The sequence below is a fragment of the Phascolarctobacterium sp. Marseille-Q4147 genome (assembly GCF_017968825.1).
GTDB lineage: Bacteria > Bacillota > Negativicutes > Acidaminococcales > Acidaminococcaceae > Phascolarctobacterium_A.
This window is the reverse complement of record NZ_CP072874.1, coordinates 439,037-463,975: the sequence shown is the minus strand read 5'-3', so window position 1 is coordinate 463,975 and position 24,939 is coordinate 439,037. Positions and strand designations below refer to the sequence as shown.

At 47.7% G+C, this 24,939-nt stretch carries 24 protein-coding genes and 1 other annotated feature; all 24 genes read left to right on the top strand.

Annotated features, from left to right (window positions below):
• The first annotated feature begins 293 nt into the window (after positions 1-293).
• Positions 294-553, top strand: a binding site (T-box leader).
• Positions 554-640: 87 nt separating this feature from the next.
• The 24 genes from metA to KAH19_RS02060 all read left to right on the top strand — a co-directional run bounded on the left by metA (position 641) and on the right by KAH19_RS02060 (position 24,837).
• Positions 641-1,651: a homoserine O-succinyltransferase gene (gene metA / locus KAH19_RS02175; RefSeq protein WP_210684905.1), complete on the top strand. Its 1,011-nt coding sequence runs from the start codon at positions 641-643 to the stop codon at positions 1,649-1,651.
• Positions 1,652-1,684: 33 nt separating this feature from the next.
• Positions 1,685-2,974, top strand: coding sequence for an O-acetylhomoserine aminocarboxypropyltransferase/cysteine synthase family protein (locus KAH19_RS02170; RefSeq protein WP_210684904.1), 1,290 nt, complete (start codon positions 1,685-1,687; stop codon positions 2,972-2,974).
• A gap of 184 nt (positions 2,975-3,158) precedes the next feature.
• Positions 3,159-3,518 carry a DRTGG domain-containing protein gene (locus KAH19_RS02165; protein ID WP_246869400.1) on the top strand — a complete coding sequence of 120 codons (360 nt, stop codon included), beginning with the start codon at positions 3,159-3,161 and terminating at the stop codon, positions 3,516-3,518.
• A gap of 6 nt (positions 3,519-3,524) precedes the next feature.
• Positions 3,525-3,968, top strand: a complete 444-nt coding sequence (locus tag KAH19_RS02160) for an anti-sigma regulatory factor (RefSeq protein WP_009145643.1) — start codon at positions 3,525-3,527, stop codon at positions 3,966-3,968.
• A gap of 28 nt (positions 3,969-3,996) precedes the next feature.
• Positions 3,997-5,376: a [Fe-Fe] hydrogenase large subunit C-terminal domain-containing protein gene (locus KAH19_RS02155; protein WP_210684902.1), complete on the top strand. Its 1,380-nt coding sequence runs from the start codon at positions 3,997-3,999 to the stop codon at positions 5,374-5,376.
• The gene (locus KAH19_RS02150) at positions 5,366-5,719 is read left to right on the top strand and encodes a serine kinase (protein WP_210684901.1); all 354 of its coding nucleotides are present in this window, start codon (positions 5,366-5,368) and stop codon (positions 5,717-5,719) included. Before KAH19_RS02155 ends, KAH19_RS02150 begins: the two co-directional genes overlap by 11 nt.
• A gap of 3 nt (positions 5,720-5,722) precedes the next feature.
• Positions 5,723-6,493 (top strand): PHP domain-containing protein, encoded by a 771-nt coding sequence (locus tag KAH19_RS02145; RefSeq protein WP_210684900.1) that lies wholly within the window; start codon positions 5,723-5,725, stop codon positions 6,491-6,493.
• Between the two features lie 114 nt (positions 6,494-6,607).
• On the top strand, positions 6,608-7,117 hold the full coding sequence (gene nuoE / locus KAH19_RS02140; protein WP_210684899.1) for an NADH-quinone oxidoreductase subunit NuoE: 510 nt from the start codon (positions 6,608-6,610) through the stop codon (positions 7,115-7,117).
• 25 nt (positions 7,118-7,142) lie between these two features.
• Positions 7,143-7,670 (top strand): ATP-binding protein, encoded by a 528-nt coding sequence (locus KAH19_RS02135; RefSeq protein ID WP_210684898.1) that lies wholly within the window; start codon positions 7,143-7,145, stop codon positions 7,668-7,670.
• A gap of 4 nt (positions 7,671-7,674) precedes the next feature.
• Positions 7,675-8,043 (top strand): ferredoxin, encoded by a 369-nt coding sequence (locus tag KAH19_RS02130; protein ID WP_009145649.1) that lies wholly within the window; start codon positions 7,675-7,677, stop codon positions 8,041-8,043.
• A 78-nt stretch (positions 8,044-8,121) separates the two neighbouring features.
• Positions 8,122-9,912: an NADH-quinone oxidoreductase subunit NuoF gene (gene nuoF, locus KAH19_RS02125; protein WP_210684897.1), complete on the top strand. Its 1,791-nt coding sequence runs from the start codon at positions 8,122-8,124 to the stop codon at positions 9,910-9,912.
• A 14-nt stretch (positions 9,913-9,926) separates the two neighbouring features.
• Positions 9,927-11,651, top strand: a complete 1,725-nt coding sequence (locus tag KAH19_RS02120; protein ID WP_293852087.1) for an NADH-dependent [FeFe] hydrogenase, group A6 — start codon at positions 9,927-9,929, stop codon at positions 11,649-11,651.
• A gap of 425 nt (positions 11,652-12,076) precedes the next feature.
• Entirely contained in the window at positions 12,077-13,615 is a 1,539-nt protein-coding gene (locus KAH19_RS02115) for a succinate CoA transferase (RefSeq protein WP_210684895.1), read from the top strand.
• A gap of 261 nt (positions 13,616-13,876) precedes the next feature.
• A complete protein-coding gene (locus KAH19_RS02110) occupies positions 13,877-15,526 on the top strand; it encodes a methylmalonyl-CoA mutase (RefSeq protein WP_246869399.1) in 1,650 nt (549 codons plus the stop codon).
• 36 nt (positions 15,527-15,562) lie between these two features.
• The gene (locus KAH19_RS02105; RefSeq protein ID WP_009145655.1) at positions 15,563-15,952 is read left to right on the top strand and encodes a cobalamin B12-binding domain-containing protein; all 390 of its coding nucleotides are present in this window, start codon (positions 15,563-15,565) and stop codon (positions 15,950-15,952) included.
• A gap of 81 nt (positions 15,953-16,033) precedes the next feature.
• Positions 16,034-16,972: a methylmalonyl Co-A mutase-associated GTPase MeaB gene (meaB, locus tag KAH19_RS02100; RefSeq protein ID WP_021719204.1), complete on the top strand. Its 939-nt coding sequence runs from the start codon at positions 16,034-16,036 to the stop codon at positions 16,970-16,972.
• A gap of 35 nt (positions 16,973-17,007) precedes the next feature.
• Positions 17,008-17,439 (top strand): methylmalonyl-CoA epimerase, encoded by a 432-nt coding sequence (gene mce / locus KAH19_RS02095; protein ID WP_021719203.1) that lies wholly within the window; start codon positions 17,008-17,010, stop codon positions 17,437-17,439.
• A gap of 161 nt (positions 17,440-17,600) precedes the next feature.
• Entirely contained in the window at positions 17,601-19,100 is a 1,500-nt protein-coding gene (locus KAH19_RS02090) for a carboxyl transferase domain-containing protein (protein WP_210685480.1), read from the top strand.
• 60 nt (positions 19,101-19,160) lie between these two features.
• Positions 19,161-19,511 (top strand): OadG family protein, encoded by a 351-nt coding sequence (locus KAH19_RS02085; protein WP_021719201.1) that lies wholly within the window; start codon positions 19,161-19,163, stop codon positions 19,509-19,511.
• 55 nt (positions 19,512-19,566) lie between these two features.
• A complete protein-coding gene (locus KAH19_RS02080; protein WP_021719200.1) occupies positions 19,567-19,956 on the top strand; it encodes a biotin/lipoyl-containing protein in 390 nt (129 codons plus the stop codon).
• A 107-nt stretch (positions 19,957-20,063) separates the two neighbouring features.
• Positions 20,064-21,194 carry a sodium ion-translocating decarboxylase subunit beta gene (locus KAH19_RS02075; RefSeq protein ID WP_210684893.1) on the top strand — a complete coding sequence of 377 codons (1,131 nt, stop codon included), beginning with the start codon at positions 20,064-20,066 and terminating at the stop codon, positions 21,192-21,194.
• Between the two features lie 164 nt (positions 21,195-21,358).
• The gene (locus KAH19_RS02070; RefSeq protein ID WP_210684892.1) at positions 21,359-23,083 is read left to right on the top strand and encodes an ABC transporter ATP-binding protein/permease; all 1,725 of its coding nucleotides are present in this window, start codon (positions 21,359-21,361) and stop codon (positions 23,081-23,083) included.
• 12 nt (positions 23,084-23,095) lie between these two features.
• A complete protein-coding gene (locus KAH19_RS02065; protein ID WP_210684891.1) occupies positions 23,096-24,277 on the top strand; it encodes an FprA family A-type flavoprotein in 1,182 nt (393 codons plus the stop codon).
• A 101-nt stretch (positions 24,278-24,378) separates the two neighbouring features.
• The gene (locus KAH19_RS02060) at positions 24,379-24,837 is read left to right on the top strand and encodes a YbjN domain-containing protein (protein WP_210684890.1); all 459 of its coding nucleotides are present in this window, start codon (positions 24,379-24,381) and stop codon (positions 24,835-24,837) included.
• Positions 24,838-24,939 lie beyond the last annotated feature (102 nt).

Genomic DNA, 24,939 nt, shown 5'->3' with positions numbered 1-24,939 from the left:
TACCATAGGTACTGCTAAATTACTACCGACATGAGCCGGTAGGTACTGCTTATTTTGTTGTAAATGTGAAGCTAAGATAAGTATATAGAAAAGGGTAAACATAGTCAAGAGAAAATTCTGAAAATAACAACAATGTCATCTGTCGCACAGGTGATGTAGTGGATACCGATGTTTTATCCAAATTTCTGTAACCTACTTTACAAAATCTGCGCTATATACTTTTTCTGCGAGAAAAGTGCAACTTTTTGTTGACAGTTACAAAGAATTACTGTATTATCATGCACATAACTTAATAACGGGCGATGAAGAGAAGAGTAAATGTACGAGCCTGGCAAAGAGAGCCTTCGTGATGGTGCAAGAGGGAGCAGGTGGTGACATTGAAGATGGTCTTGGAGCCGATGGGCTGAGATGCATGCATTTAGGCCGTCCGGGTGCACCCGTTACAGTGCTGGAGTATTAAAGGGTAAACAACCCCTGCGTACTTGATGAGGTCCGTGTGGTGACATATGGATGAATTAGGGTGGTATCACGAAGCGACGCTTTCGTCCCTGTAGTTTTACAGGAACGGAAGCTTTTTTTATTGCTCATCCTCCTGTAGCAAGTCGAAAATCTAAGTTAGGAAATGTAGGAGGAACAAACAATGCCGATTAAAATCAATGACCATTTATCCGCTATCTGCCAACTGCAGGAGGAAGGAATTTTTACCATGACTGAGCAGCGCGCGACAACGCAGCGTATTCGTCCGCTGAAGGTATGCGTGCTGAACCTGATGCCGCTGAAGAAGCCGACGGAAATTCAGCTGCTGCGTCTTTTGGGCAATTCTCCGCTGCAGATTGAAGTCGATTTCTGCCGTACTGTGAGCCGTGAAACTACGCATACCGATAATTCGTATCTTGATCGTGCTTATCTGGAGTTTGACGATGTTAAGGACCGCTATTACGATGCGTTCTTAATGACGGGAGCGCCGGTAGAAACTATTCCCTTTGAGGCTGTAGATTACTGGAAGGAAATCGAAGCTTATCTGGACTGGGCGGAATATCACTGTTATTCTACGATGACACTTTGTTGGGGAGCGCAGGCTGCTTTGTATCATTATTACGGCGTTAATAAGACGATTTTGCCGGCGAAAATGTTTGGCATCTTCCCCTACGGCCTGACGGTAAAAAATCATCCGCTGCTGCGTGGCTTTGACGACAGATACTTTATTCCGCAGTCACGTCATACTGCAGTTGATGATGATGCGATTGATGCCTGCAAGGCTCTGCAGGTGCTGTCACGTTCGGTAGAAAACGGTATCAACATCTGCGCTACCAAGGATTTGCGCCGCATTTTCGTTTTAGGTCATTTCGAATATGATCGCTATACCTTGGCTAATGAATATTTCCGTGATAAGAAAAAGAATTTGCCGATTGATTTGCCGGAGTTCTATTTCCCCGATGGCGATACAACGCAGGAGCCTGTATTTAAATGGCGCAGCTACGCGCATCTGTTCTATATGAACTGGCTGAACATTGTTTACCAGGATACGCCCTATGATTTGCACGAACTGGCACCGGCAAGCGGCAATAAGCTGGACAAGGCTTTGGGCGACTATAATAAAATTCTTTTGCAGCTGCAGCGCATGGGTGCCGCAATTCCTGCTAACCAATAATATAATGATAAATTGTTAAAGGAGCGATAGAAAATGAGTAATTTCAAGATTAATACAAAATGCTTAGTAGGCGGTTACAAACCGGGCAATGGTGAACCGCGCCAGATTCCTATTATCCAATCCACTACCTTTAAATATGATACAAGTGAGGCGATGGGCAAGCTCTTCGACCTGGAGGCTACAGGCTATTTTTACTCCCGCCTGCAAAACCCGACCTGCGACTACGTAGCGGCAAAAATTGCGGAGCTGGAGGGTGGCGCTGCAGCAATGCTCACTTCCTCCGGACAGGCAGCGAACTTCTTTGCCCTGTTCAACATCTGCGAGGCAGGCAGCCACATTGTTGCTTCTTCTTCTATTTACGGCGGCAGCTATAATCTGATTGACGTAACGCTGGCGAAGATGGGTGTAACAGCGACCTTTGTTTCGCCCGATGCTACGGACGAGGAGCTGGACGCTGCTTTTCAGAACAACACCAAGGCAGTGTTTGGCGAAATTATTGCTAACCCCGCACTGACGGTGTTGGACATTGAAAAATTTGCCAACGCTGCACATCGTCATGGTGTGCCCTTGATCGTGGACAACACCTTCCCGACACCGATTAACTGCCGTCCTATTGAATGGGGTGCAGACATTGTAACGCATTCTACGACGAAGTATATGGATGGTCATGCTGCCTGCCTGGGCGGTGCGATTATCGACGGCGGCAAGTTCGACTGGCTGGCGCATGCCGATAAGTTCCCCGGTCTGTGCGCACCGGATGAATCCTATCACGGTATTACCTACGCCGAAAAGTTTGGCAAGGAGGGCGCGTTTATTACTAAGGCAACGGCACAGCTGATGCGTGATTTCGGCGCAATGCAATCGCCGCAAAGTGCGTTCATCCTTAATCTTGGCTTGGAATCCCTGCATGTGCGTATGCCGCGCCATGTAGAAAACGCTCAGGCTATAGCAGAATTTTTGGAGCAGCAGCCGCAGGTGGAATATGTCAATTATCCCGGACTGCCGTCCAATAAATACTATGCTTTGGCGCAAAAATATCTTGGCAACGGCGGCTGTGGCGTAGTTTCCTTCAACCTGAAGGGAGGACGCAAGGCGGCGGAAGAATTCATGAAACGCTTACAGCTTGCAGCGATTGAAACGCATGTTGCCGATGCGCGCACTTGCTGCCTGAACCCGGCAACTACAACGCATCGTCAGATGACGGATGAGCAGCTGGCGGTGGCCGGTATTCCTGCAGGCTTGGTGCGCCTGTCCTGCGGCTTGGAGGATAAGGAAGATTTGCTGGCAGATTTGCAGCAGGCTTTGGCAGGTATTACAGAGTAAAGCGTGTTATCATTATAATAAAGTTTGAAGGCCGGTCCTGTGGGCCGGTCTTCTTTTTTACATAGTTATGCTATACTATTTATTTACATCTTGCTTATTAAAGTGTACAATAAATGTAATCAAGTCTGGCAAAAAAACAGATATTTTGCTTAGATAAAAGCTGTAATAAATGGAGGAAGGGGCTATGTGTATGGATTTGTATAATGTACAAAAGCTGCTGCAGGCCAAGATTCTGACCGGCAGCGAGCTGATGCACCGCCAAATTGAGTCCTGCTGCGGCAGTGACATGATGAGCGATGTTCTGGCCTTTACCAAACGCAACACCTTGCTGTGCACAGGACTGACAAATATGCAGGTAGTGCGCACCGCCGATATGACGGAGCTGAGCGCGCTGGTATTTGTGCGTGGAAAGGTGCCTGATGCTGATATTGTGGCAGCGGCGGCGGAAAACAATCTGCCGGTTCTGGCTACCGATTATACCTTATTTGAAGCCTGCGGCATTCTTTACGGAGCAGGTATCCGTGGCTGCAGCAAAAAGGAGTAAAGCAAAATGACAGACAGTAAATCAGTAAAATTAGCCTTTGACTGCGTTGGCGGAGATTTTGAGCGCGCAGGCGAAGCTTCTTCTAAAATAAAAAAGATGCTGCAGCGCCTGGGCATTCCGGCAGATATTGTGCGCCGTATTGCTATCGGTACCTATGAGGCGGAGATGAATGTTATCATTCATGCCGGCGGCGGCAATGTAGCGGCCGAGGTTTTCCCGGATGCTACGGTGATTACGGTAACTGACCACGGCCCCGGCATCCCGGATATCAACAAGGCTTTGCAGGAGGGCTGGTCTACCGCGCCCGATTACGTGCGTCAGATGGGCTTTGGCGCCGGCATGGGCCTGCCTAATATGGTGAAGTGCTCCGATAAGTTTGATATTCAGTCCAAGGTGGGTGAAGGAACCTGCATTACGATGCAGTTCAAGCACCAGAGCGAGGATTTATAAGAGATTTTAGGAAACGAGGTGATACGCAATGGCTCCTCAACCAACAACATATTTCCATTCGGTGGAATTGCAGCGGAATAAATGTCAGGGCTGCGTATCCTGCGTCAAGCTGTGTCCGACAGAGGCCATCCGAGTACGCAACGGCAAGGCGGAGATTTTGGGAGACCGCTGCATTGACTGCGGTGCCTGTGCTGCAGGCTGTCCCTATCATGCTTTTAACGTAAAAACCGACACGCTGGATGGATTTGCAGATTATGCTTATAATATTGTGCTGCCTGCGCCTTCGCTGTATGCGCAGTTCCCGGATAATATTCCGTTGGAAAGCATCTGGCAGGGCCTGCATAATATAGGCTTTGATGAAATTTTTGATGTTTCACTGGCTTCGGAGTATATCGCCCTTGAAATAGAAGAATATGTAAAAAAGAACAGCAACGGACGCAAGCCGTTGATTTCATCTACCTGCCCCGCAGTTATGCGTCTGATTCAGGTAAAGTTTCCCGAGCTGATTAAGCAGGTGGTGCCTGTACTGCCACCGGTAGAAGCTGCTGCAATTTACGTGAAGCGTGAAGCAGCGGCGCGCAAGCAGTTGCCGAAGGAGCTGATAGGCGTATGGTTTATTTCGCCCTGTCCGTCCAAGGAAACGAACATCCGCCAGTCGGTAGATGTGCATCATACAGAGCTTACCGGCAGCTTCAGCTTGTCGGAGATTTACGGCCTGCTGCTGAAGAATCTTGGCGGTACGCATGAGCTGAATGTGCGCACCGGTTCATCCTACGGCATGGCCTGGGGAACCTACGGCGGCGAAATTGAAAGTGCCGGTATTACCAACGGTCTGGCAATTCACGGCATTGATAATGTGTATGACCTGCTGGAGCAAGTTTCCATGAATAAAATGCCGCAGCTTGATTATGTGGAATGCAGTGCCTGCAAAGGAGGCTGTCTGGGCGGCCTTTTGGCAGCAGAAAACAAGTTCGTGGCCGAATGCAATTTGCGCAGGCGTATCGCAAGCCTGCGGGAGCAGGAGCCGGCGGACAGGCGTGAGGCCATGGCGCGCACGATGGTGCTTGAGGATTTCCCGCATTCGGAGGCTTACCGCAAGAAGCTGGTGGCGCGTCCGATGATGCAGCTTGATGATGATATCATGGAAGCGATGAAAAAGTTCGAGCGCATGGAAGAAGTACTCTGCTCCTTGCCCGGTCTGGACTGCGGTGCCTGCGGTGCACCCAGCTGCCAGGGCTTGGCGGAGGATATCGTGCAGGGCAAGGCGCACGAGATAGATTGTATTTTTAAATTGCGTGCCAGTGTACATAAATTGTCACAGGGTATGCTGGAGCTGGCTAAGCAGATACCTATTTATCATGAGCCGGCAGAAATAAATAAAACGGAGGCAGACAACGATGAAGGTTAAAGAGATGATTGAGAAGCTTGATTTGAAGCTTCTGACTAAGGATGTAAGCGAGGACGCTTTATATGCAGAGGTAGAAGGCGGTTATGCTTCCGATTTACTGAGTAATGCTATGGGCCAGGGCCAGCCCGGTATGGTTTGGGTAACGATGCAGGGACATCAGAATGTTGCTGCTGTTGCTTCCCTGATTGGCTTTGCGGCAGTTATTGTAGCAGGTGACGGTCCGGTTGCGGAGGATACGCTGCATAAGGCAAATCTGAATGATGTTGTAGTTGCGGCAACCGAGGAGCCTGCCTTTGAGGTTATCGGTAAGCTGTATGAATTGGGTGTTGGCAAGAAGGACTAAACAATGCAGACAGTTCTGGCGGATTTACATGTACATACGCTGCTTTCGCCCTGTGCTGAGGTAGAAATGACACCGCATCACATCGTGATGCGTGCTGCCGAGTATGGCATTGGCGCTGTTGCTATTACAGACCATAACGCCAGTGCCAATGTGCCGGCTGCGCTGGAGGCAGCGCAGCGCTACGGCGTGAAGGTGTTCCCCGGCATGGAAGTGGAAAGCAGTGAAGAGGCGCATATTGTGGCGCTGTTTGATACGCTGGAGCAGCTGCAGAGCTGGCAGCTGCTGGTTGATGAGCACATGAACGGTATGCTGAATGATGCGGAACGTTTCGGTGCTCAGTATGTAGTAGATGCCGAGGACGAGTTTGTGCGTGAGGAGCAGCGTCTGCTGCACGCACCATTGTCGCTGACAGCGGCGCAGGTTGTGCAGCAGGTTGAAGCCTTGGGCGGCCTTACCATTGCTGCTCACATCGACCGTCCTTCCTACAGCATTTTGGGACAGCTTGGTTTTATAGAGCCGGACTTCGGCTTTGCTGCGGCCGAAATTTCTACAGCGGGCTGGCAGCGTAAGATGCAGTCCAAGCTGCAGCGTCTGACAGGCTATCTGCCTTTTGTTACGGATTCCGATGCACATAATATTTATGATTTTGTGCAGGGACCGAAAAACCTGTTAAAGGTAGAGAAATTAACAATAGCAGAGCTGAAATTGGCTCTTGCAGGCAAAGGGATGCGCAATGTCCTGGCGGGACAATTTTCAGACTTTTGTAAAGAATGATATAAATAGAGTACACTATATAACGAAAATAACGCAAATAGTATTGTGTAATTAACTGCAAAATGGTATACTGAGTGAGTAAGTTTACAAAAAATCCTTTAGAGGAGGGGTAGTATGAACAATAGTGAAAACCGTCTTGAGCGTAAATGCAGCTACTGCGGCGGCGATAATCCGGAAAAGCAGCGCATAGATGCTATTCTGGAAAAATACGCAGATGTCAAGGGACCGTTGATTCCTATTCTGCAGGAAGTGCAGAACCTGTACAACTATTTGCCTAAGGATGTACTGGAGTATATTGCCGATAAAACAGGTACGCCGATTTCCGAAATTTACGGCGTAGTAACCTTTTATTCATTGTTCCATCTTAATCCGCGCGGACGCAATGTTATTCGCGTGTGCCAGGGAACTGCCTGCCATGTGCGTGGCGGCAAAACAATTCTGCAGGCTTTGGAAAAGCAACTGGGCATTAAGGCCGGACATACGACCGATGACCTGCGCTTTACTCTGGAAACTGTAGCCTGCATCGGTGCCTGCGGGTTGGCGCCGGTTATGCAGATTAACGATGATACGCATGGACGCCTGACTACCGATAAGCTGGCAGGCATTTTGGCAAGGTATAAATAAAATGCGGGAGCTGGCATTACACATCTTGGATATAGCCCAAAATTCTGTGGCTGCCGGTGCCCGTCACATCTGGCTGACTGTCAGCGAAAATGAACAGGGATACTTTGTTTTCAGCGTTCGCGATGACGGCAAGGGTATGGACAGCGAGATGCTGCAGCGGGTGCGTGACCCCTTTGTTACCAGCCGTACTACCAGAAAGGTAGGTATGGGGATTCCCTTTATCGATATGGTTACGCAGCAATGCGGCGGACATTTGGAGCTGCAATCTGCGCCCGGAAAGGGAACCGAGCTGACTGCATATTTTGCGGCAGATAATATTGACCGGCCACCGCTGGGAGATATTGTGAGCAGCGTGCAGGTGCTGTTGGCGGGGGCGCCGCAGCTGGAGCTGGAATTTGCCTATAACGGAGCCAACGGCTCGCTGGTGTTCAGAACGCAGGAGGTCAGAGAAATATTAGGCGAAGCGTGTGACTTTGCCAATCCTGAAATATATGCCTGGCTGGGAGCCTATTTACAGGAGCAGCTGGCACATGTACAGGGTGAGGAGGTATAAACGAATGAAAAGCTTAGCGGATTTACACGCTTTGAGAGATAAGCTGAAAGCAGATATCAAGCTGCGTCAAAGTTCCGGAACTAAAATTATTGTAGGTATGGGTACCTGCGGTATTGCTGCCGGTGCGCGCGAGGTTATGAGCGCTATCCTGCAGGAGCTGAACAAGCGTCATTTATTTGATGTACAGGTACAGCAGACAGGCTGCATCGGTATGTGCGAAAAAGAGGTGCTCGTGGACGTAGTGCGTCCTGGTGAAGCGCGTATTACTTATGGCAAGGTAACCCCGGAGGATGTTCCCAAAATTATCGCAGAGCATGTGGTAAACGGTCATATTGTGGAAGAGCTTGTCGTAGGCAGGCTGGATCAGGAATAAGCCGCAGGCAGGGTACACAGTTGTTGGAGAAGCTGATGTATCGTAGCTTGTAAACAAAACAGGTGGAGGAAAAATATTATGCAGCATATAAGAGCTCACGTTTTAGTGTGTGGCGGTACGGGCTGTAAGGCTAACGGCTCGAAGGAAATCCAGCTGACTTTTGCCAGAGAGCTGCAAAAGTTCGGCCTGCAGGATGAGGTGATGGTTGTTGAAACAGGCTGCCATGGCTTCTGCGAGCACGGACCGCTGGTTATCGTTTATCCGGAAGGCACCTTCTATTGCGGTGTAAAGCCGGAGGACGTTAAAACCATCGTTGAAGAACATTTATATAAAGGACGTATCGTACAGCGTCTGCTTTATCGTGAACCCATCAATCAGGAGCAGGTTCCGCGTTATTCGGAAATCGGCTTCTATAAAAAGCAGCATCGCCTGGTACTGGCTAACTGCGGCGCTATCAATCCGGAAGCTATTGAAGAATATATCGCCGTAGGCGGTTATGAGGCATTGGCTAAGGCTGTTACGCAGATGACTCCGCAGGAGGTTGTGGACGAGGTTAAAAAATCCGGCTTGCGCGGTCGTGGCGGCGGCGGCTTTCCGACCGGTATGAAATGGCAGTTTGCCAAAAACTCCGAGAGCGATAAAAAGTATGTTATCTGTAATGCGGACGAGGGTGACCCGGGCGCATTTATGGACCGCAGCGTATTGGAGGGCGACCCGCACCGTGTATTGGAAGGCATGGCTATCTGCGGCTATGCTATGGGTGCTGATGAAGGCTATATCTATGTACGTGCGGAATATCCGCTGGCTATCAAACGCTTGCGTACCGCTATTGCTCAGGCTGAAGAAATGGGCCTGCTCGGCGAGCATATTTTTGAAAGCGATTTCAGCTTTACTATTCATATCAAAGAGGGCGCAGGTGCCTTCGTCTGCGGCGAAGAAACCGCACTGATGGCTTCTATCGAAGGTAAGCGCGGTATGCCGCGCCCGCGTCCGCCTTTCCCTGCGGTCAGCGGCCTGTGGGGCAAGCCGACTAACATCAACAACGTAGAAACCTTTGCCAATGTTGCGCAGATTATCGTTAACGGTGCAGATTGGTACTGTCAGCTTGGCACCGAAAAATCCAAGGGCACCAAGGTTTTTGCGTTGACCGGCAAAATCAATAATACCGGTCTGGCAGAAGTGCCGATGGGCATTACCATGCGCGAGATTATCTACGATATCGGCGGCGGTATTACTAACGGTAAAAAGTTTAAGGCTGTACAGATCGGCGGTCCGTCCGGCGGCTGTCTGCCTGAAAGCATGCTGGATTTGCCTGTTGATTACGATTCCCTGATTGCTGCCGGTGCTATGATGGGCAGCGGCGGTCTGGTTGTTATGGATGAGGACACCTGCATGGTTGACGTTGCCAAGTTCTTCCTGAACTTTACGCAATCGGAATCCTGCGGCAAATGCACTCCCTGCCGCGAAGGCACGAAGCGTATGCTGGAAATCCTTACCCGTATAACGGAAGGCCAGGGACGCGAGGGCGATATCGAGCTGCTGGAAAACCTTGCCAAGAATATCAAGGAAACAGCTCTTTGCGGCTTGGGACAAACAGCTCCTAACCCTGTTTTGAGCACCCTGAAATATTTCAGAGATGAATACGAGGCGCATATCAAAGAGAAGCGCTGTCCTGCAGGCGTCTGCGAAAAGATGCTGCATTACGAAATCAGCGATGCCTGCCGCGGATGCGGTCTGTGCGCACGCCAGTGCCCGGTACAGGCTATCAGTGGTTCGCCGAAAACAAAACATGTTATTGACCAGAACAAATGCATTAAATGCGGTGCCTGCATGACAGCGTGCCCGTTTAAGGCAATCAGCAAGGCATAAGGAGGGGACTGATGATGCAGATGGTTAATTTGACAATTGATGGAAAACAGATTCAGGCCCCCGCAGGCTCCAGTGTTCTGGAGGCTGCACGTAGCGCAGGTATTTATATTCCTACGTTGTGCTATCATCCGGACCTGCGTCCGGAGGGTGCCTGCCGCCTGTGCATGGTAGAAGCCAGCGGTGCGCGCACTCTGGTTGCTTCCTGCGTATATCCCGTAAGCGAGGGTATGGTAGTAAAAACTAATACCTCCAAAGTACGCGAAGCACGCAAAACAGTGCTGGAGCTGCTTTTGACAAATCATCCGAAGGATTGCCTGTGCTGTCAGAAGAACGGTGACTGCGAGCTGCAGAAAATTGCCGCTGATCTGGGCGTGCGTAAGCTGCGCTTCGAGGGTGGAGAAACAAGAGCGCGTACTATTGATAACAGCAATCCGTCACTGGTACGCGATCAGGAAAAATGCATTCTCTGCGGACGCTGCATTCGTGTCTGCCGTGATGTGCAGGGTATGAGCGTTTACAGCTTTGCCGGCCGTGGCTTCAACACCATGGTATCTACAGCCTTTGAGCATGATTTGCTTAACAGTGCCTGCACCTATTGCGGCCAGTGTGCAGATGTCTGCCCGACAGGTGCTATCGTGGAAAAGGACGATACAGACAAGGTTTGGGATGCAATCAATAATCCTGAGAAGGTTGTTGTAGTACAGACAGCGCCTTCCGTGCGTGTTGCCCTGGGCGAGGAGCTGGGAATTCCGGCAGGTCAGGTTGTTACCGGCAAAATGGTAGCGGCATTACGTCATTTAGGCTTTGATAAGGTTTTTGATACCAACTTCTCTGCCGACCTGACTATTATGGAGGAAGGTCATGAGTTTCTGCAGCGCTTGCAGAACGGCGGCGTGCTGCCGATGATTACCTCTTGCAGCCCCGGCTGGGTAAATATGATTGAGCTGAAATATCCTGAGCTGCTGCCACATCTGTCTACTGCCAAATCTCCGCAGCAGATGTTCGGTGCTGTTGCCAAAACCTACTTTGCGGAACGTGCAGGCATTGACCCGGCAAAAATTGTCAGTGTATCGGTAATGCCCTGTACCGCGAAAAAGGCAGAGGCTGCGCGCGAGGAAATGTGCGCAAGCGGCTATCGTGATGTAGATGTAGTTATCACTACACGCGAGCTGGGACGCATGATTCGCGAGGCGGGTATTGATTTTAACGCGTTGGAAGAAGCTGAGTTTGATTCTCCTCTGGGAACTGGCACCGGTGCCGCAGTTATCTTCGGCACAACCGGCGGCGTAATGGAAGCGGCTCTGCGTACCGTGGCTGAGGTTGTTGCCGGCAAGGAGCTGCCGAAGCTTGAATATAATGAGGTGCGCGGCATGGAGCAGACACGCGAGGCTGTTATTGATGTAGCAGGCGTATCCGTGAAGGTTGCTGTAGTACATACGCTGAAATCTGCCAAGATGATGTTGGAACGCATTAAAGCAGGTACCGCGGATTATCAGTTTATTGAGGTTATGGCCTGCCCAGGCGGCTGCATCGGCGGCGGCGGTCAGCCGGTTCCTGTGGATGCTTCCATCAGGCAAAAACGCCGTGAAGCGATTTTTAATTGCGACCGTACAAGCGAATTACGAAAATCGCACGAAAACCCGGAAATAAAAACACTTTATGATACTTGGTTAGGTAAACCTCTTTCTGAGAAAGCGCATAGTCTATTACACACACACTACCACGCGCAAAACCGTTAATTGTTCTATCTGGATAATACAAATCCCCCTTTTTTTCCTTGAAAAGAAGGGGGTGTTTTGTAAATTTGTAAAGAAAAAGCTTGCAGTGTTACAATTTTATTGGTATTATATATATCGTTGAGTGCAATTTGCCTGCTATGTAAAACACAGGAAAAATTTGACAGAAAAAAGTGAAGTTTTTCTGAAAATGTGTTATAATTGTAGCAGATAGTAAAGAAGCCTTTGAAAAAATATTTATAGTATAAGCAGGAGTTTTCTCTTATATGTCGAAATGACTAAATAGTCAAGTATGAAATATTTGTGAAGAGCTTGATATACGGTAATATCTTATTCGTAATGCCGCAAGGTATTGCTGATAAGTTATATGCAAAGGGGTAACACCCTTATAAAAACTCAATGTCCTAATTAAAAGGAGGAAGGTAAACATGATCGATATTAAAGATCGCATTTGTGACGTAGTAGCTGACAAAGTGATGAGCGCTGAAGCTGCTGCAGAATTCGTAAAAGATGGTGACAATTTAGGTGTCAGCGGTTTTACCCCGTCTGGCTATCCGAAAGCTGTTCCTCTGGCTCTTGCTGAAAAGGGCAAAAAAACTCCTTTCAAAGTTAACGTTTGGACTGGCGCATCTGTTGGTCCTGAAATCGACCAAGCAATGGTTGAAGCTGGCATTATTGACCGTCGTCTGCCTTACCAGACCAACGGCACCATGCGTAAAGCTATCAACGCTGGTAAAGTAAAATACGCTGATATTCATCTGTCTCACATGGCTCAAATGGTTCGCTATGGCTTCATGGCTGGCCGTCCGACCGGTCCGGATGTTGCAATCGTTGAAGTTTGCAAAATCAACGACCTCGGCGATGGCAAAGTAGGCCTGATCCCGACCACTTCCATGGGCAACAGCTCCTCTTATGTAGCTGGCGCTAAAAAGGTTATCGTTGAAGTTAACGTTACCCAACCGGTAGGTCTGGAAGGCATGCATGACTCCTATGTTCCTCTGGATCCTCCGTACCGCAAAGCTATTCCTGTTGAAAAACCGGAAGACCGCATCGGTACTACCTACATTCCTTGCGAAGTAGATAAAATCGTTGCAGTTGTACCTTGTGACATTACTGATAAAGTTCGTCCGCTGGGCGAAATCGACGAAGACGCTAAACATATGGGCGCTAACCTCGTTAACTTCCTGAAAAACGAAGTTAAAGAAGGCCGTCTGCCGAAAAACCTGCTGCCGCTGCAATCCGGCGTAGGCTCCGTTGCTAACGCAGTTATCAATGGTCTGGTTAACTCCGATTTCGAAGACCTGACCGTTTACACTGAGGTTATTCAAGATGGTATGTTCGACCTGATCGACGCTGGTAAACTCCGCGTTGCTTCCGGTACCGCTCTGACTCCGTCTCCTGAGTGCCAAAAGAAATTCTACGAGAACGTAGAACACTACAAAAAATACTTGCTGCTCCGTCCGCAAGAAATCTCCAACAGCCCTGAAGTTGCTCGTCGTATCGGCGTAATCGCAATGAACACCGCTATTGAAGTTGATATCTATGGTAACGTAAACTCCACCCATGTTTGCGGCACTAAGCTGATGAACGGCGTTGGCGGTTCTGGCGACTTCGCTCGTAACGGCTACCTGACCGTATTCTTCACCAACTCCTTGGCAAAAGGCGGCAAGATTTCTTCCGTAGTTCCGTTCTGCAGCCATATCGACCATGCTACTCTGGACGTTGATGTTATCGTTTCCGAACGTGGCGTTGCTGACCTGCGTGGCCTGAGCCCGAAAGAAAAAGCTCCGATCATCATTGATCAGATTGCTAACCCGAAATATCAGCCTTGGCTGTATGATTACTTCAAACGCGCTTGCGAAGCTTGCGGCAACAGCCAAACTCCGCATATCCTGAGCGAAGCATTCAAATGCTATGAAGTATTTGCAGAAACCGGTTCCATGGAAGGCATGGTTGAAGGTAAATAATTAAAAAAACTTTGCGAAACCCCTTGTTAAGTTTTGCAAAATAGGTTAAACTATGTAATGTGCTTGCCGGTGGGTGAGATTCCCGCCGGCAGGTATACATAGACAAAGCCTCACCTAAGGCTTTGCCAAATAAAATCAGTTGACGAAGTCTCACCCTAGACTTTGCCATATATAGCCGTCATAGACGGAACACTCTCACCATCATTTCGGAACCGTCCAATCCGAAATATGAAACACAAATATTTTAAGGAGGATTTGAGAATGGCATTTGAAAACATTAAAGCTGGTTTAGAGAAATATCATGCTGAAGTTGAAGCTAAACTGGCAAAATTCCCTGAACGCGCAAACCTGGTTCCTAACAGACTGTACACCCCGGTAGATCTTGGTGAAAACTTTGACTACATGACTAAACTGGGCTTCCCTGGTGAATATCCTTACACCCGTGGTGTTCAACCGACCATGTATCGTGGCCGTTTCTGGACCATGCGTATGTACGCTGGTTTCTCCACCGCTGAAGAATCCAACAAACGTTATCGTTACCTGCTGGCTAACGGTGGTTCCGGCCTGTCCTGCGCATTCGACCTGCCGACCCAGATCGGTTATGATTCCACCGATCCGATGGCTGAAGGCGAAGTTGGTAAAGTAGGCGTAGCTATCGACTCCCTGGCTGACATGGAAATCCTGTTCGACCAAATTTCCCTGGATAAAGTATCCACTTCTATGACCATCAACGCTCCTGCTTCCGTACTGCTGGCTATGTACATTGCAGTAGCTGAGAAACAAGGCGTTTCCGCTGACAAACTGCGTGGTACCATTCAGAACGATATTCTGAAAGAGTATGCTGCTCGCGGCACTTACATTTTCCCGCCGAAACCGTCCATGCGTTTGATCACCAACATTTTTGAATATTGCTCCAAGAACGTACCGCTGTGGAACACCATTTCCATTTCCGGTTACCATATCCGTGAAGCTGGTTCCACCGCTTCTCAGGAAATCGCATTCACCATTGCTGATGGTATCGCTTATGTAGAAGCTGCTATCAAAGCTGGTCTGGACGTTGACGCATTTGCAGGCCGTCTGTCCTTCTTCTGGAATGCTCATAACAACGTACTCGAAGAAGTTGCTAAATTCCGTGCTTCCCGTCGTGTATGGTCTAAAGTTATGAAAGAGCGTTTTGGCGCTAAGAAAGCTAAATCCATGATGCTGCGTGTACATACCCAAACCGCTGGCTCCATGCTGACCGCTCAACAACCGAACAACAACATCGTTCGTGTTGCTCTGCAAACTGCTGCTGCTGTAATGGGTGGTACTCAATCCCTGCACACCAACTCCAAAGACGAAGCTTTGGCACTGCCGACCACTGAGTCTGTAACCATCGCTCTGCGTACCCAACAAATCGTTGCTTACGAATCCGGTCTGGCTGACACCATCGATCCGCTGGGCGGCTCCTACTATGTAGAAGCTCTGACCGACAAGATCGAAGCTGAAGCTTGGGAATACATTAAGAAAATTGACGAAATCGGTGGCGCTCCTGAAGCTATCGCTAAAGGCTACATCCAAAAAGAAATCCAAGACTCTGCTTACAAATGGCAGATGGAAATCGAAAAAGGCGACCGTATCATCGTTGGCGTTAACAAATTCACTCAAGAAGAAGAAGCTCCGAAAAACCTGCTGCGCGTAGACGGCTCTGTAGGCAAGCTGCAAGCTGAAAAGATTGCTGCTCTGAAAGCTCGCCGTGACAACGCTAAAGTAGAAGAAACTCTGGCTGCTTTGAAAGCTGCATGCGCAGACGAAAATGTAAACCTGATGCCTTACATCCTGGATGCAGTTCGTGCATATGCAACTGAAGGTGAAATCTGCGGCGTTATGAGACAAGTATTCGGTGAATACCAACCTCATACTGCACTCTAATTTGTAAACTCAACCAATATACGGAGGTAAACTATAATGGCAAACGTTAAAGTTTTAGTTGCTAAACCGGGTCTGGATGGCCATGACCGCGGTGCTAAAGTTGTAGCTCGTGCTCTGCGCGACGCTGGTTTTGAAGTTATCTACACCGGTATCCGTCTGACTCCGGAACAAATCGCTGAAGCTGCTCTGCAAGACGACGTAAACGTTGTTGCACTGTCCCTGCTGTCCGGCGCTCACAACACCCTTTTCCCGAAAGTAGTTGAACTGCTGAAAGAAAAAGGCCTGAACGACGTTCTGGTTATCGGCGGCGGCGTTATTCCTGACGCTGACATCCCTGGCCTGAAAGCTGCTGGCATTGCTGAAGTATTCACTCCGGGCACCCCGACCAGCAAAATTGTTGATTTCATCAACGCTAACGTAAAATAATTCTATCCCTTAAAGCAAGCCGGGTTTGTCCCGGCTTGCCTTATAAAATATTCACTATCCAAAAACAAGGCGGTGTGAATTATGGAAATAGTAGATAAATTATTAAATCATTCTCGTCTTGCATTATCTAAAGCAATCACTGCTGTTGAAAATGAATACGATGATGCTGTCAAAATTATGACAGAGATTTATCCTCATACTGGTAATGCTTATGTAATTGGTATCACCGGCCCTCCGGGTGCTGGTAAAAGTACTCTGACTGACAAATTGGCTAAAGAATACCGTAAACGCGGCAAAACCGTAGGTATCGTAGCAATTGACCCCACTAGCCCGTATTCTGGCGGTGCTATCTTAGGCGACCGTATCAGAATGATGGATTTGACCGCAGACGAAGGAATCTTCGTACGCTCTATGGCAACACGCGGCAGTCTTGGCGGCCTGTCCCAAAAAGCAGGTGACGCTGTTAAATTAATGGATGCTTTCGGCATGGATGTTATTATCGTTGAAACTGTAGGCGTAGGACAATCTGAGGTTGACATTGTTAAGACCGCAGATACTACTATGGTAGTAGTAATTCCTGGCATGGGCGACGATATCCAGGCTATTAAAGCAGGTATACTTGAAATCGGTGACCTGTTCACGATTAACAAAGCTGATCGTGAAGGTACAGACAAGCTCAACATTGAGATTGAGATGATGCTCGAATTAAATCCCGAACATGTTGGCTGGCGTCCTCCGATTAACAGGACCATTGCCAGCAAGGGTGAAGGTATAGAGGCTGTTGTGGACTCTATTGAGGCTCACAAGGCATATTTGATTGAGAGTGGTAAATTAAACGATATCCGTAAAGCTCGTATTAAAAACGAGGTTACCGCTATGCTTAATGACCATGTAAATCGCTACATCGACAAGAACGTCATTCAAACGGAAGAATTTGACAACCTGGTTGTTAAAATGCAGTCCCGCGAGATTGAGCCGTACTCTGTCGTTGATGATATTGTTGGTAAGGTTTTAAAATAAACCACCAATAAAAACAATTTTAGGAGGAATTTATTATGGCATTCAAAACTATTTGTGTTGACCATGTAGGTATCGCTTGCGCTGGTACCTTGGAAGAAGCTGCAAAAATTTACACTGAGGTACTGGGCCTGAAAGCTACCGGCACTGAAGAAGTTAAAGAACAAGGTGTTGCTACCGTATTTGTTCCCTGCGGCGAAACCCTGATTGAGCTCCTTGTTGATATCACTGAAAACAACGATGGTCCTATCGGCAAATACATTGCTAAAAACGGCCCTGGCATCCAACATATGGCTCTGCGCGTTGACGACATCAAAGCAGCTATCGCTGACCTGACCGAAGCTGGTGTTCGCATGATCGACAAAGCTCCTCGTAACGGTGCTGGCCAAATGAAAATTGCTTTCGTTCATCCGAAATCCGCTGGCCTGCTGCTCGAGCTGTGCCAACCGGCTGCAACCTACAAAGACTAATTTATTAGTTGCGTAGATTCAGGGCGATTTAAGGTCCCATAATTTAAGCTACATAATGCTGGAGATATACAAGTGATATATCTTCAGCATCTGTGTATAAATTTGTTCTCCCAATAATGATGGAGGTGTAAGATTTGTCTACTCAAGAAAAAATTGAGAAAATGCTCAAAAAAGCCGAAGTAATTCTGGCTGCTGGTGGCGAAAAACGTGTTGCTAAACAACATGAATCCGGCAAAATGACTGCTCGTGAAAGAATCGCTGCTCTCCTCGACGAAGGTTCCTTCGTAGAACTCGACCGTTTTGTACGTCATCGTTGCTACAACTTCGGTCAAGAAAAGAAAGAACTGCCTGGTGAAGGCGTAACCACCGGTTACGGCACCATCGATGGCCGTCTGGTTTATGTATTCGCACAGGACTTCACCGTTGAAGGTGGCTCCCTCGGCGAAATGCATGCTGCTAAAATCGTTAAAGTACAACGCCTGGCACTGAAAATGGGTGCTCCGCTGGTTGGCCTGAACGATTCCGGCGGTGCTCGTATCCAAGAAGCTATCGACGCTCTGGCTGGCTATGGTAAAATCTTCTTCGAGAACACCATTGCTTCTGGCGTAGTTCCTCAGATCTCTGCAATTATGGGTCCTTCCGCTGGCGGCGCTGTATACAGCCCGGCACTGACCGACTTCATCTACATGGTAAAGAACACTTCCAAAATGTTCATTACCGGCCCTGCAGTAGTTAAATCCGTTACCGGTGAAGATGTAACCCAAGAACAACTGGGTGGCGCTATGACCCACAACAGCACTTCTGGTGTTGCTCACTTCGCTGCTGAAAACGACGAAGACTGCCTGCAACAAATCCGTTACCTGCTCTCCTTCCTGCCTTCCAACAACGTTGAAGGTGCTCCGATCGTAGAGACTGGTGATGACCCGATGCGTACCGACGACAGCCTGAACACTCTGCTGCCGGACAACTCCAACCAAGCTTACGATATGTATGATGTAATCAGATCTATCGTAGATAACGGCGAATTCTATGAAAACCAAAAATACTGGGCAACCAACATCATCACTTGCTTCGCTCGTATGGATGGTCAAACCGTAGGTATCATTGCTAACCAACCGAAAGTTATGGCTGGCTGCCTGGATATCAACGCTTCCGATAAATCCGCTCGTTTCATCCGCTTCTGCGACGCTTTCGGCATTCCTCTGCTGAACCTGGTTGACGTTCCTGGCTTCCTGCCTGGCTGCAACCAAGAATACGGCGGCATTATCCGTCACGGCGCTAAGATGCTGTATGCTTACTCTGAAGCAACTGTTCCTAAAATCACTCTGGTTACCCGTAAAGCTTACGGCGGTTCCTACCTGGCAATGTGCTCTCAAGACCTGGGCGCTGACCAAGTTATCGCATGGCCGACCGCTGAAATCGCAGTTATGGGTCCTGCTGGTGCTGCTAACATCATCTTCCGTAAAGATCCTGATGTTGAAGCTAAGACTAAAGAGTACATCGACAACTTCGCTACTCCGTACCAAGCAGCAATGCGCGGCATGGTTGACATGGTTATCGAACCGAAAAATACTCGTCCCACCATCATCAACGCTCTGCAAATGCTGGAAAGCAAACGCGAAACCCGTCCGGCAAAACGCCACGGCAACATTCCTTTGTAATTCACAAGCAGTTGCTTAGTGCTTAAACAACCTATTTTAAGATAAGATGAGGTGAAATAAATGGGTCCTGTTACTACTAATCCTTGGTTGATTGCTTTAATCAATATGACCATCGTATTCGGCGTACTGATCGCTCTGGGCATATTGATGAACTTACTCCAAGTTATCGATCCGACTAAAAAAAAAGTTGCTAAACCGGCAGTAGCTCCTACACCGGCAGCAGCTCCCGCTGCAGCTCCGGTTGCAGCAGCTCAAGATGATAGCGAAATTATCGCTGTTATCGCTGCAGCAGTAGCAGCTTGCGGCGTTAGCGCAGACCAAATCGCTTGCGTACGTCGTATTGATGCTAAATCTGCATGGACTGTAAGCAGTCGTGTTGAAGCTATTAGCGTTCGTAAAGAATGCTTCTAATGCATATAGTTTGCAATTTTAATTAAAAAACGAGATTTTAAGGAGGATTATATCCATGAAAAAGTATACTATCACCGTAAATGGTACCGCATACGAAGTTGAAGTTGAAGAAGCAGGCGTTGTTGCTTCCGCTCCGAAAGCTGCTCCGAAAGCTGCTCCGGCTCCGGCTGCTGCTCCGGCTCCGAAAGCTGCTCCGGCTCCGGCTCCGAAAGCTGCTGCTCCGGTTGCTGCTGGTGCAACCACCGTTTCCGCTCCTATGCCGGGCAAAGTTCTGTCCGTTAACGTAAAAGCTGGCGACGCTGTTAAATCCGGCGACGTTCTGCTGATTCTGGAAGCTATGAAAATGCAAAACGAAATCATGGCTCCGGCTGATGGCACTGTTTCCGACGTTCGCGTTTCCGCAGGTCAAACTGTTGCTACCGGCGACGTTATGATCGTTCTCTAATTCTTACTCGATAGTTCGCAATATCAGTAAGTCTTAAATACCCTTGATCTTTGGAGGGGGCTTTTCGCAGAGCCCCTTCCACAAATTGAAAATTGGGAGGATATTAAATGGAAGCATTTCTCGTTGCTTTGTCTTCCGTATGGGCAGATTCCGGTTTCTCTGCACTGACAGGCGGTCACGTAATCATGATCGTTGTAGGTCTGGTTCTGCTTTATATGGCTATTGGTAAAGGTTTCGAACCTTTGCTGCTGTCCCCGATCGCATTCGGTTGTATTCTGGCTAACATTCCTAAAAACGGTTTCGAAGAACCTGGTGTTATGTCCGTTATCATGTATGGTATTCACCACGAAGTATTCCCTCCGTTGATCTTCTTGGGCGTAGGCGCTATGACCGACTTTGGTCCTCTGCTGGCTAACCCGAAAACCCTGCTCCTGGGCGCTGCTGCACAGGGCGGTGTATTCGTAGCTCTGCTGGGCGCTATGCTCCTCGGCTTCACCGTACAAGAAGCTGCTGCTATCGGCATCATCGGTGGTGCTGACGGCCCGACTTCCATCTACCTGGCTGCTAAAATGGCTCCTCAGCTGTTAGGTGCAATCGCAGTTGCTGCATACTCCTACATGTCTCTGGTTCCGCTGATTCAGCCTCCTATCATGAAACTGTTCACCACTGAAGCAGATCGTAAGATCGTTATGCAACAGCTGCGTCCGGTTTCTCACTTTGAAAAGGTTGCTTTCCCGATCATGTGCACCATCGTTATTTCTCTGCTGTTACCTTCTGTAACCGCTCTGATTGGTATGCTGATGCTTGGTAACCTGTTCAAAGAAGCTGGTTGCCTGGATCGTCTGTCCGACACCGCACAAAACGCTCTGATGAACACCGTAACCATTATGCTGGCTACCGGTACTGGTCTGACCATGAGCGCTGAGTCTTTCCTGAACGCTAAGACTCTGCTGATCATCGTTCTGGGCCTGGTTGCATTCGTAGCTGGTACTGCTGCCGGCGTTATCTTCGGTAAGCTGATGTGCATGGTAGACGGTGGCAAGACCAACCCGTTGATTGGTTCTGCTGGCGTTTCCGCAGTTCCTATGGCTGCTCGTGTATCTCAAAAAGTTGGTCAGAAAGCTAACCCGGCTAACTTCCTGCTGATGCACGCTATGGGTCCTAACGTAGCAGGCGTTATCGGTACTGCAGTTGCTGCAGGTACCATGCTGGCTATGATCGGTCCTGTAGGCAAATAATCATTAGCTAACTTCAAGAGCTCACACATTAGTGTGAGCTCTTTTTTGTATCTAAAATGTAAATTTTATTGTCGGCGATACTATTAGCCTAATATTTATAGTATAATAAAAAAGAACTGTTCAAGAACTGAATAGCATTTCTTTACAAGAGGAGTCTTGAGTATATGCAACGTTTTAATTTAACCAGACAGTTTTTTAGGGATGTCTGGTATCTTACGAAAAGCTATTGGCAATCCGAAGAGAAGAAAAAGGCTTTCTTTTTATTAGGCTGTATTATAGCGCTGACACTTGGCGTGGTTTATATGCTTGTTCTGCTTAACCAGTGGAACAATAGCTTTTACAGTGCATTACAAAACTATGATGCAAAGAAGATTTTTGACGAGCTGATTCATTTTTCGTGGTTAGCTGCCATTTATATCTTATTGGCAGTATACTCATATTATTTGCAGCAGACACTTATTTTAAATTGGCGTCGCTGGCTGACGACACGCTTTATTGACATCTGGCTGCAAAACAAAACCTATTATAATCTGCAGATGTTCGGTAAGGATACGGATAACCCTGACCAACGTATCAGTGAGGATGTGCGTCAGTTTGTCGAAATGACTTTGAGCTTTGGCATAGGCATCCTCAAGGCGTTTTGCACGTTCGCATCCTTTGTTGTTATTTTATATAATCTTTCCGGCAGTCTTAGCTTTACCTTTATAGGTAAAACGTGGACCATAAATGGCTACATGCTGTGGGCATCACTGCTTTATTCTGTAATTGGTACCTATATTACGCATTTAGTCGGTCGTAAGCTGGTAAAAATCAACTTCATCCAACAGAAATATGAAGCGGATTTCCGTTTCAGTATGATTCGCTTGCGTGAAAGTGCGGAAAGCGTTGCCTTCTACCGTGGTGAAGCACAGGAAGGCAGTGTATTCAAACAACGCTTTAAAATGCTTTTGGATAACTTCTGGAAGCTGGTTAATAAACAGAAGCAGCTTGTCTTTTTAAATTCCGGTTATTCGCAAATCGCTATCATTTTTCCCTTTGTTGTAGCAATGAATCGTTATCTTACGAAAGAAGTAACACTCGGCGGACTGATGCAGGTTGCCAGTGCTTTCGGTCGTGTGCAGGATTCGCTTTCATACTTTGTTGATATGTACAGCAGCATTGCTCAATGGCAGGCTGTTGTAATGCGTTTAACTTACTTCGGCCACCATATGCATGATGTTTCCCAGCAGGCGGAACGCTTTCATGTGGAACGCTTTGCTGCTGCCGATGTTGTTGAGGCCGACAATATGCAGATTAATTTGCCTGACGGAAAGCCGCTCCTGGAAAATATCAGCTTTACACTGCATCCGGGGCATAATGTTTTGATTAAGGGTGTCAGTGGCAGTGGTAAAAGTACTCTGCTGCGTGCTATCTCAGGTATTTGGCCCTTTGTCGACGGTAAAATCTTTTTGCCGGAGCGTGATAAGCTGATGTTTATTCCGCAGAAGCCTTATCTGCCTTTAGGCACTCTGCGTGCTGCGCTTAATTACCCGGGAAATAAACCTATAGATGATACTGAATTGATTTATCTGATGGATTTGTGCCAGATTGGTTATCTTAAGGATAAACTTGATTTGGAAGCTGATTGGAGCCATGTGCTTTCTGTTGGTGAGCAGCAGCGTTTGGCCTTTGTACGTGCTCATATCCAGCAGCCACAGTGGCTTTTCCTGGATGAAGCAACCTCTGCTTTAGATGAAGACACTGAGGCGACTATGTACAGCCTGCTACAGGAACGTTTACAGCAGACTACTGTTGTAAGTGTCGGTCATCGCAGTACGCTGAATAAATATCACGAGCTTGTTTTACGCTTAAATAAATCAACTCGTCAGGTTACTCTTGAAAAATTATAAGGAGGGTTTCTTATGCTGCCATTGCAAATTGTAGAAAACATTTATGACGTTGGTGTTCAGGATTGGGCTGTGCGTGATTTTCACGGCTACAAAACAGAGAGAGGTGCAACCTATAACTCTTATCTGATTATGGATGAAAAGATAACCTTGATTGATACGGTTAAAGCGCCCTTTACCGAAGAGCTGCTTGCTAATATCAGCAAGGTAACACCATTAGATTCCATTGACTATATTGTTATCAACCATGTTGAACCTGACCATTCCGGTGCTATGCCTGCGTTGGCTAAGGCTTGCCCTAAAGCAAAATTCTATATTACTATGCAGGGCAAAAACGAAGCTATTCAGCATTACGGAGATATTTTCGATTTTGAGGTCGTTAAAGACGGAGCAACCTTAAATATCGGCAAGCGCACCTTGACCTTCGCTTCTATGGCAATGCTGCATTGGCCTGACAGTATGGCTACCTATAGTGAGTATGATAAAATTCTTTTTTCCAATGATGCCTTCGGTCAGCATTATGCTACCAGCAAGCGCTTTGACACCGAAGTAAATCAGGACGAGTTATTCTACGAAGCAAAAAAATATTTTGCCAACATTCTCTGGCCTTATGCAAAGCTGATTGGCAATGCGTTGAAAAAACTTGGCGGTCTTGATATTAAAATGATTGCGCCTTCCCATGGTGTAATCTGGATCGAGCATATTGCCGATATCCTGCGCTGTTACAGCGAATGGGGCAGCGGTGTACAGGACGGCAGCCTTGTTATTGCCTATGACAGCATGTGGGGCGGTACGGAAAAGCTGGCGCGGGCTATTGCGCGCGGAGCTGCTAATGCCGGCATTGTCGTTAAGGTATTTAAAATGGGCGCTACACCCAACAGTACGGTAGCAGCAGAGCTCTTTACTGCCTCCGGTTTTTTGGCAGGCTCTTCAACGCTTAATTGCAGCATGTTGCCGAATATGGGTTCTTTGCTGATTTATCTTAAAGGCTTAGGCGCTAAAGGCAAAAAGGCTGCAGCCTTCGGTACCTTTGGCTGGGCCGGCGGTGCGCAGAAGGATATGGAAGAGCTGTTGGCAAAAAGCTGCTTCGATGCCGTAGAACCCGGCTTTAACTGCAAGTGGACACCGCAGCAGGCAGAGCTTGAAGCCGCAGAAAAATATGGTTACGACTTTGCGCTTAAATTAAAGGCTGAATGAGCTGCGAATTTTGTGTAAAGAAAATATTTTTTCTAATAAAAAAAGTACACAAATAGCGATAATAGTGTATAATAGTAGTATAACAATGAAAGCGAGGTCTTATGATGAATAAGAAAGCTGAAGTTTACAAGAAATTCCTTGAAGAAAACAAAATTAACTGGGGAGAGGTATTCGAAGTACCCAAGGCAGACGAAGCTCCTGAAGAAAGCTTCATGCATCCGGTTGTTTACCGTTCTGCTATCGGCATCCAAGGTCAAAACCTGCCGACTATGCTGGTAATTGATGACAGCATTTATGTAATGCTGCAGGTTCGCGTAGGTGCAGGCCTGGTTAAAGAAGCCAACAAGGCTGCAGTTCTGGAACATCTGAACGCTTTGAACGAAAACTACAAGGTATTCAAATATTATGCTGACGAAGCAGGCAATATCATCATTGAAAGCTGCATTCCTTCTACCGACGATCAATTCGTACCGCAAATGATTCATGCAGTAATCGATGTTATTGTTGACCACCTCAACTCTGAATATCCTAAGCTGATGAAAGCTGTTTGGGCTGAATAACCTGAATAAAAAAATATGGGACTTTCTTAAATAAGGGGAGTAGCCGGCACAAGCCTTAGGGCTGGTGTTTACACTGCCGTCAGTACGATTCGGAAGAATCCG